This is a genomic window from Candidatus Planktophila sp., assembly GCF_046070465.1.
GTDB lineage: Bacteria > Actinomycetota > Actinomycetes > Nanopelagicales > Nanopelagicaceae > Planktophila.
The window spans coordinates 1-9,090 of record NZ_JBJTMK010000127.1; the positions used below are offsets into that span (position 1 = coordinate 1).

General features: G+C 48.4%; 8 protein-coding genes and 1 pseudogene. 7 read left to right on the plus strand and 2 right to left on the minus strand.

What is annotated here, in order from left to right; genetic code table 11:
• The coding region (locus tag ACKOVI_RS05835) for a phytoene desaturase family protein (protein WP_509603156.1) at window positions 1–1,108 on the plus strand (1,108 nt) is incomplete at its 5' end.
• On the opposite strand, the gene ACKOVI_RS05840 is transcribed toward ACKOVI_RS05835, so the two are convergent.
• A complete protein-coding gene (locus ACKOVI_RS05840) occupies window positions 1,062–1,679 on the minus strand; it encodes a CDP-alcohol phosphatidyltransferase family protein (protein WP_509603157.1) in 618 nt (205 codons plus the stop codon). The genes ACKOVI_RS05835 and ACKOVI_RS05840 overlap by 47 nt on opposite strands.
• On the minus strand, window positions 1,676–2,554 hold the full coding sequence (gene metF / locus ACKOVI_RS05845; RefSeq protein ID WP_509603163.1) for a methylenetetrahydrofolate reductase [NAD(P)H]: 879 nt from the start codon (window positions 2,552–2,554) through the stop codon (window positions 1,676–1,678). The genes ACKOVI_RS05840 and metF overlap by 4 nt, the downstream gene beginning before the upstream one ends.
• A gap of 28 nt (window positions 2,555–2,582) precedes the next feature.
• On the opposite strand from metF, the pseudogene ACKOVI_RS05850 reads away from it, so the two are divergent.
• The 6 genes and pseudogenes from ACKOVI_RS05850 to pknB form a co-directional block, all read left to right on the plus strand.
• Window positions 2,583–3,662, plus strand: a pseudogene (locus ACKOVI_RS05850) (polyprenyl synthetase family protein).
• On the plus strand, window positions 3,662–5,146 hold the full coding sequence (gene crtI / locus ACKOVI_RS05855) for a phytoene desaturase family protein (RefSeq protein ID WP_509603158.1): 1,485 nt from the start codon (window positions 3,662–3,664) through the stop codon (window positions 5,144–5,146). Before ACKOVI_RS05850 ends, crtI begins: the two are co-directional and overlap by 1 nt.
• Entirely contained in the window at window positions 5,147–6,025 is an 879-nt protein-coding gene (locus ACKOVI_RS05860) for a phytoene/squalene synthase family protein (RefSeq protein WP_509603159.1), read from the plus strand.
• A gap of 101 nt (window positions 6,026–6,126) precedes the next feature.
• Window positions 6,127–6,717, plus strand: coding sequence for a nicotinamide riboside transporter PnuC (gene pnuC, locus ACKOVI_RS05865; RefSeq protein WP_509603160.1), 591 nt, complete (start codon window positions 6,127–6,129; stop codon window positions 6,715–6,717).
• Complete coding sequence (locus ACKOVI_RS05870; protein ID WP_509603161.1) at window positions 6,683–7,219, plus strand: uridine kinase family protein; 537 nt, start codon at window positions 6,683–6,685, stop codon at window positions 7,217–7,219. Before pnuC ends, ACKOVI_RS05870 begins: the two co-directional genes overlap by 35 nt.
• Before the next feature lie 9 nt (window positions 7,220–7,228).
• The coding region (gene pknB / locus ACKOVI_RS05875) for a Stk1 family PASTA domain-containing Ser/Thr kinase (RefSeq protein WP_509603162.1) at window positions 7,229–9,090 on the plus strand (1,862 nt) is incomplete at its 3' end.

Genomic DNA, 9,090 nt, shown 5'->3' on the forward strand with positions numbered 1-9,090 from the left:
ATCGCGAGAGCCATTTGTTGAATCCGAACTTCGCAGCCCGCTCTCGCTATTAAAGCGGAGAAATATCCTGCGTGACCTTCGCATCATTGCGCCACTTGCAACACTGCGAGATTTTGGGCTTACCAATCCATATCTTTCGAAAATTATGGATCGCTACGCAACCTATAGTGGTTCTGATCCCCGTAAAGCTCCAGCCGTTCTATCTACTATCGCTTTCATCGAAGAATCCTTTGGTGCTTGGCATATCAAAGGTGGAGTCGGCACCTTGTCCCAGCACATTGCACAGCGCTGTGAAAAAGTTGGAGTTCAAATTCATCTCAACTCCCCCGTCTCATCGATTGATGTAAAACGCGGTAAGACTTCTGGAATCACTCTTGCAGATGGCTCTACCATTTCAGCCGATATCGTAATTTCGAATGCTGATGCTGGATTTACCTACAATAGTTTAATCTCTGCAAAGAGTCGCAAGCTAAAGAAGATTCGCAATGCACAGTCAAAGCTCGAGCCGTCACTGGCGGGATTCTCGCTTCTCCTGGGATTGCGACCAAGTAGTCATGAAAAACTCTCACACCACACAATTCTCTTTCCAGAAAATTACGATGCTGAGTTTGAGTCAATTTTTACAGCAAAGCAGCCGGTTGAAAAGCCGACAATCTATATCTGCTCGCCAAATGATCCAACGATGGTGAAGAGCGAAGGGCATGAAGCGCTCTTTGTACTAGTCAATGCCCCACGACATATCAAGAATTCCGAAGAAGGTTTCGACTGGAGCGACAAGGAATTCAACCAGCGATATGCCAATTCAATAATTGATCAGATTGAAGCTCAGGGAATCTCGATTCGCGATCGATTAGATCTTTTAGAAATTCGCACGCCACTAGATCTTCAGAACGCTGTAAATGCACCTGGTGGTTCGATTTACGGAACGTCGAGCAATGGACCTCGCGCCGCCTTCTTGCGAGCTAAGAATCGCTCCCCTATTAAGAATCTCTACTTAGTAGGAGGCTCCGCGCACCCTGGTGGTGGATTGCCGCTTGTGGGATTAAGTGCAGAGATTGTCGCTAACGCAATATTGAACGTGCCATCCTCATCACAATCAGAACACTGATTGCCTGTAGCGCGGTAAATGCAATCGCCATCTGTGTGGCATATTCGTAGCCGAGCCAGTAAGAGAGGGTTACAAGTACTACGAAAATAGCGCGGATTGGCCGCTCGGCTGGCGTAACCGCGCCAATTTCCGTATATCCCAGTGAGGCAAGACGTGCACGTGCATATTCTTGCGTTGAAGCCAGTATCCAGATTGCGATTGCCCAACGCACAGGTACGCCCACAAAAGTCGCGCCCATCAGCCAGAATGCCTCAGAGATGCGATCTGCAACAGCATCGTAGAGCTCTCCACCACGGCTTGCGCGATTGCGGTAAATAGCCAGCGATCCATCTACGCCATCACAGATAAGCGAGAAAATAACGAGAAAGAAAAGTTGACTTGTGTAAGAGGTGAAGTAAATGGCTATCGCAGAAAGCAGACCAAGAGTTGTGATGACATTCGGCGTAACTCTTAAGAAAGCAAGTGCTCGTGCAATCACATAAGAGATCCGTAGCCACAGTGAGACTGCTCCTTGAATTTCAACGCCACCATGGAGATTGCTCCAAGTACGGTTAAATTCGATGCGATTCATCGATGAGTTCCTTTAATGCGTTCAAAGATTTCGCGTGTCGCGGTAGAGGTATTCATAGTGTAAAAGTGAATACCTGGAGCACCAGCATCAAGAAGTTTGCTAGAGAGATCCGTAGCAATATCTACGCCAAGTTTTCTTACCTCCTCTGGCCTATCTGCAACTTTATTGAAAGCTTCAGCAATCTCTGTGGGAATGGGAACCCCACTCAGTTCTGACATGCGATTGAGTTGCTTCACATTTGTTACCGGAAGGATTCCGGGAATAATCGGCATCGATGATCCCCGAGCTGCAAGAGCGTCTACAAGTGAGATCCACTTTTGAACATCAAAGAAGAATTGTGTCGTAGCAAATGTTGCTCCACGCCTCTCCTTCTCTAATAAGACTTCAATATCTTTTTCAAAGTCACCGGATGAGGCAGGGTGGCCATCTGGAAATGCGGCAACACCTATCGTAAAACCACCAATCTCTGCCGCAAGTGAGACGAGTTGATCTGCATGATCAAAACCACCTGGGGTGGTCTCCCATGGAGCGCGCGGTCCTCCAACAGGATCTCCGCGGAGAGCCAAAATGTTATTGATTCCGGCTTCGCGATACTTTCCTAAAATTTCAATCAGCTCATCCCGAGTAGAGCCGACGCAAGTGAGATGAGCAACAGCGGGAATCTTGGTGTGATGAGAAATTTCAGAGGTAATACGGGTTGTGCGATCTCTCGTTGAACCGCCTGCTCCGTAGGTCACTGAGATGAAATCAGGGGCGATGGATTCGAGACTTTCGATAGCCGACCAGAGTCGAGTTTCACCCTCGGCGTCCTTAGGGGGAAAGAATTCAAAGGAGAAAGTTGGCTTGCCACTAGCCCACGGGTTCGTTATGCGCATCTCCACTGTGTCAGGGTACCGTTGCCGCGTGGCAACCGAGGTCAAGACAACAATTGAACAAGTCCGCGCAGATATTCGCAGCGAACTCGCCGATTATCTCGCCGGGCAACGTCGCTATCTCACTTCAATCGCTTCTGAGCTAGTGCCAGTCTGCGATGCACTTGATGAATTTCTCCTTGATGGTGGCAAGCGACTTCGCCCCCTCTTTGCTTACGCCGGACTTCTTGCATCTGGCGCCTCACCTACCCGCGAAATTATCCGAGCGATCTCTAGCCTTGAACTTCTCCAAGCCTGTGCTTTGATTCATGACGATCTGATGGATCGTTCGGATACCCGTCGCGGAAAGCCTGCAATTCATCGTCACTTTGAAAATCTCCATCAATCCAGTGCCATGAATGGACTTGCAACTCAATTCGGCGAATCAGCTGCTGTTCTTCTCGGAGATCTTGCGCTCGTCTGGTCTGATCAGATGCTCAACACCTCTGGTATTTCAACAGAATCTCTTCTCGCAGCACACACAATTCATGATGAGATGCGCGTTGAATTGATGGCAGGTCAATATCTTGATGTACGAGAAGCTGGCGAAAAAACATATAGCGCACAACGCTCTCTTCGCATTGCTCGTTATAAATCTGGCAAGTACACAATCGAGCGTCCCTTGCATATCGGTGCAGTCATTGGTAATCCAACCTCTCATGCACCACTTCTCGATGCTTTATCCTGATATGGACTTCCACTCGGAGAGGCATTTCAACTTCGTGATGATCTTCTCGGCATCTTCGGCGATCCTGCCGTCACCGGAAAGCCAGCTGGCGATGACCTTCGTGAAGGCAAGCGCACCGTGCTCATTGCCATGACCCTCGAAGCGCTCAATGAAGGCGAAAAGGCAGAACTTCTCGCATACCTAGGTTCAGCGAGCATCTCGGAAGCTAAGGTGGAAGAATTACGTTCGCTGATTACTGCATCCGGTGCAGTTGTGCGCTTGGAAAATCTGATTGAAAAGCTCACCAATGAATCACTGGCTGCCATTGAAGATCCTGCTATTCATCCATCGTCGAGAGAATTTCTCACTTACATCGCGCTGAGCGCGGTAAAACGGAGCGCTTAATGGTTGCACGCATCAAAGGTCCATCGCAGAAAGTAGTTGTTGTCGGAGCCGGCCTCGCTGGTTTAAGCGCAGCGCTTCGCCTCGCTGGTGCCGGTCGCGATGTCACAGTGATTGAACGCGAGTCAGTCCCTGGTGGTCGAAATGGCCTATTAAACAAAGATGGCTATGCATTCGATACCGGTCCAACTGTTTTAACGATGCCTTCATTAATTCAAGATGCTTTTAGCGCCGTAGGTGAAGATATGAAGGATTGGCTTGAATTGATGCCAGTTTCACCTTTGTATCGTGCCTTCTATGCCGATGGTTCGCAGATTGATGTCCATGCGGATACAAAGGCTATGGAGCAAGAGATTCGCGAGAAAGTCTCGGCAACTGAAGCTGCGGGCTATCGTGATTACGTTGACTTTGTTACCAAGCTCTATAAGTATGAGATGAATGACTTTATTGATCGCAATATCGATTCTCCGTTGCATCTATTAACGCCTAACTTGGCTCGTCTCATTGCGCTGGGTGGTTTTAGAAAGTTGCAGCCCAAGGTCAATCAATTCCTGAAAGATCCACGTCTTCAAAAGGTCTATTCATTTCAAGCCATGTATGCGGGCGTAAGTCCTCAGCAGGCCCTTGCAATTTACGCGGTCATTGCCTATATGGATTCAGTCAATGGAGTCTTCTTCCCTAAGGGTGGAATGCATGCAGTTCCACGTGCCCTTGCTGCTGCCGCAGAAAAACACGGTGTGAAGTTTGTCTACAACTCAACGGTGACATCACTTGAAAAGAGTGGCTCTCGCGTCGCTGCTGCGATTACCGATAAGGATGAGCGCTTCGAGTGCGACGCAATCGTGATGAACCCTGATCTTCCCGTTGTGTGGAAGACCCTGCTTGAGAAAGAGCCGCTTTCGATTAAGCGCTTGAAATACTCACCTTCGTGCGTCACTCTCCTTGTGGGATCATCGCGTCACTACGATCACGTCGCCCATCACAATATTCACTTTGGCGATTCATGGGATGGAGTCTTTGACGAACTTATTAAGAAGAAGACTTTGATGTCCGACCCTTCTGTTCTTGTCACCATTCCTTCTCATGATGACAAATCTCTTGCGCCAGCAGGAAAAGAGTCGTACTACGTCCTCTTCCCAACTCCTAACCTCGATGCAGATATCGATTGGACTAAGGAAAAGTCTCGCTATCGCGATCAAATGATTCGCGTTCTTGAAGCACGTGGCTATGAAGGCTTCGGTGATGCGATTGAGACCGAACATATGACAACGCCACTTGATTGGCAGGCACAAGGAATGGAACGCGGAGCACCATTTGCTAGCGCACATACCTTCTTCCAGACCGGCCCATTCCGTCCTCGCAATATCGCTGCAGGCTTCGAGAATGTTGTCTTTGCCGGAAGTGGAACCCAGCCAGGAGTAGGCGTTCCGATGGTGTTGATTTCAGGTCGACTTGCCGCAGAACGCATTGTGGGACCTGTTCAGTAAATGTCAGATCTTCTCCAAAAGTCATACGATGAATGCAAGCGTCTCAACGCTCTTCATGGAAAGACTTATTACTTAGCAACACTCTTGCTGCCTGCTGCGAAGCGACCACCTGTTCATGCTCTCTACGGTTTTGCACGCTATGCCGATGAAATTGTTGATGACTTGGCTTCTACGCTCTCTCCACAAGAGAAAGCTAATGCGCTACGCACATGGGGCGATTCAGTTCTCGCAGATCTTAAAAAAGGCTCGAGTGAAGATTTAATCGGTAGAGCTCTCGTAGATACGGTTCATAAGTATTCAATTCCGCTTAATTACTTCGATGCATTTATGAAGTCAATGGAGATGGATTTAACCATCACTCGATATTCAAATTATGAAGAGCTCATGACATACGTCTACGGCTCTGCAGTAGTTATTGGCCTTGAGATGCTTCCTATCCTTGGCTATAGCGACCCTCGAGCCATTGAAGCTGCCACTGCGCTTGGTACAGCTTTTCAATTAGCAAACTTCATTCGAGATATTGGTGAAGATATTGATCGCGGGCGTATTTATATGCCGCTCGATGAGTTGGCTCGCTATGGAGTATCGGAAGAAATGCTTCTCCAGCGCCAGATGACACCAGAAATTATTGAAGCTATTAAATTCCAAATCGCTCGAGTTCGAGATTTGCAGGCCATCGCCGAAGCAGGAATTCCTTACCTTGACCCTGTCTCCCAGCCATGTATCCGAGCAGCAAGCGAGCTGTATTGTGGAATCGTTGATGAAGTTGAGAAAAATGGATATGACGTTTTTGGTAAGCGTGCGACCACTTCAACCTGGCGCAGATTACGTGTGGCTGGAATTGCTTTCATCCAGACATTATTTGCACGTATGCGCTAAAGTTTTAGGTACGGGAGCCACGGTGGCTGAGAGGAACTCAACAATGAGTTCGACCGTTTGACCAGTTCGGTAATGCGAATTGAGAATGTTTGAGGTTTATTGTGTCTTCAATTTTCTTTACAGCGTGGGGATATGAAGTCTCTTATCTAGAATTTATTGCATCGATAGCATCATTTATTGGAGTTGGACTTGGCATCACCGGCAAGCGCATCACCTGGCCGTGGTGGGGTATCAGCAGCGCTCTCTACCTTGTTCTCTTCTTGCAGTGGGATCTCCTGGCAAGTGCACTTCTGCAATTAGTCTTTATCGCGGCAGCCGTCATGGGCTGGTTTGGCTGGGAACCCACCGGCGCGAAGCCAGGACCATTCAAGAATAAGTATCGCCTTGTGACGCTTGTCGCGATTGTCGCTGCAACTCTCGCACTCGCTCCTGTTTTAAAGAGTATTGGAGCGGCAGCCGCACTTCCAGATTCTCTTCTCCTCTTTGGAAGCCTCGCCGCTCAGATTCTGATGGTCTACGAGAAGTACGACAGCTGGCCGTTGTGGCTTGTAGTCGATGCCGGGTATACAGCGCTTTACCTTTCACAAGGCCTTCTCTTCACTACAGTTCTCTATGTAGCTTTTACCATTATGGCTGCGATGGGATGGAGCTCTTGGTATGGAACTCACCGCCGCGCTATTAGATCTCTGTAAATCCACCGCGCGCCCGATCATCGCTATTGATGGTCCGGCGGGTGCTGGTAAGACAACTCTTGCTGAACATTTAAGCGTTGCACTTTCACTTAAATATAAGTGCACAACTCTGCATATGGATGATCTCTATAACGGTTGGGACACTCCATTTGATCACCATCTCTCCGATGCACTAGTCGGAGCATCACGTGCGCACCAGAATTCGCAGACGCTCTCGCTCTCTCGCTTCAATTGGTCAACTGGTCAATACGGCCCCGCCACCGAGCTGCCGAAATCTGATTTGCTCATCCTGGAAGGAGTGGGTTCTTCGCAGGTATCAGTTCGTCCTTATCTGACAGCATCAATATGGATTGATATCGAACCTGATGCCGGATTAGAACGAGTTCTTCGACGTGATGGTGATTCAATCTCTCAACAGATGCAGCGCTGGCTTACTATGCAGGCAGAACATTTTCGCGACAATGACTCACAGAACGCAGCTGATTTCGTCCTATCTAACTAGAATCCCCTCGTGTCTGATCTCACCGGTGAACTCATTGATGGGCGATATCAGCTCCTTCGCCAAGTAGCCACCGGTGGTATGGCGAGCATTTATGAAGGTTTTGATATTCGCCTCGATCGCAAAGTTGCAGTGAAAATCATGCATCCGCACTTGGCTCAAGATGAACAATTCGTTGAGCGTTTTATCCGCGAGGCAAAAGCGGCGGCGGCTCTCTCCCACCCCAATATTGTTGCCGTACAAGATCAAGGATGGAATCAGAGCGGAACGCCAGCGATCTTTATCGTGATGGAGATGGTCGAAGGTCACACCTTGCGCGAATACCTCCATGAACAAGGTCAAGTTACTTATCGAGATGGAATCCGCTTCTTACTGCCTGTTTTAAGTGCGCTCTCTGCGGCTCACAAGCAAGGCATTGTGCACCGCGATATCAAGCCAGAAAATATCTTGGTCTCTAAAGAGGGCCGCATCAAGATTGCAGATTTTGGCCTTGCAAAAGGTCCGTTCCTGGGAACCACAATGACAGCTGAATCCAGTGTCATTCTCGGAAGTGTTTCTTATCTCTCCCCCGAGCAAGTTCAACGTGGCGTTGCAGATTCTCGATCCGATGTTTATGCGGTGGGTATTACTGCATTTGAAATTTTTACTGGGCGCAAACCATTCGATGGCGCTGAACCAATTCAAATCGCATATATGCATGTCAACGAGCGCGTACCTCGTGTGAGCTCGCTGATTTCAGATTTTCCAGCAGACCTTGATGAGTTGATTTTTAAAGCTACAGCTGCAGATCCAGATGAACGACCAAGAGATGCATCTGAGTTCCATACCCTTCTGACGGCAATTAATATGCGTCTGAATCCACAAGAGAATCAGCTCAGCCTTGAGCTTGATATTCCCATCCAACCAATGCGCCCCGCTAAGAAGCCAAAGTCACGAAAGCTAGTAGAACGCACCAGAAGCCTTTCACTCTCTGGGGTTTCACGTAAACCGGAGAAGACAGAGGTTGCAGCACAGCCAGAGACAACTGCACAAGTTGCCAAGCGTAAGAAGGCAAGTAAACGTGTTCGCCGAAACCGCAAGATTGCTGTTGCAATGGCTATCGCCCTTGGTGTCACCGGTTGGTATATCTTAATCGGCCCTGGCTCACGCGTCGTTGTTCCTTCTACTGTAGGTGCAACCTCTACTGAAGTTTCAGCTGCTCTTACACCGCTTGGGCTAACCTCTATCGTTGTTGAACGCCGCTACAGTGAAGAAATTGAAGCAGACCATGTCATCGAATCAATTCCTGCCGGTGGCGAGAAGATTGATCAAGGTGGAACAGTGAAGATTGTTCTCTCTAAGGGTCCAGAGCGATATGTCATTCCAATGGTGCAAGGCCTTACTCCAGATGCCGCTCTGGCTGCATTGCAGAAGTATCCGCTCAAAGTTGCAGCCAATATCGAAATCTTTGACTCCACCGTTCCCAAGGGTTTTGTCATTTCAGCAAATCCTGCATCAGGAAGAAAGGTGAAGCGAGATACAACTGTCACTTTGACGGTCTCAAAGGGCATCGAACAAGTTGCTCTTGCTTCGTATCTTGGCAAGAGCGGTGAACAAGCGCTCAATGAATTAACTGATGCTGGCTTTAAAGTCACATCTACTTATGCATTTAGTGAAACGAAATTAGCTGGCGAAGTAATCTCCCAAACCCCTGTCGGTGGTGGCACAGCCAATAAAGGTGCTGCAGTTGCAATTGTGATCTATAAGGGAACTCAATATGCCTACATCCCAAATCTCTACTCTATTGAAGAAGCTAAGGCGGTCAAGGATCTTCAGGACCTTGGACTCAAGGTTGTAGTCAAGAAGATTGGCAAGAAGACCATCAAGAAGGTCAC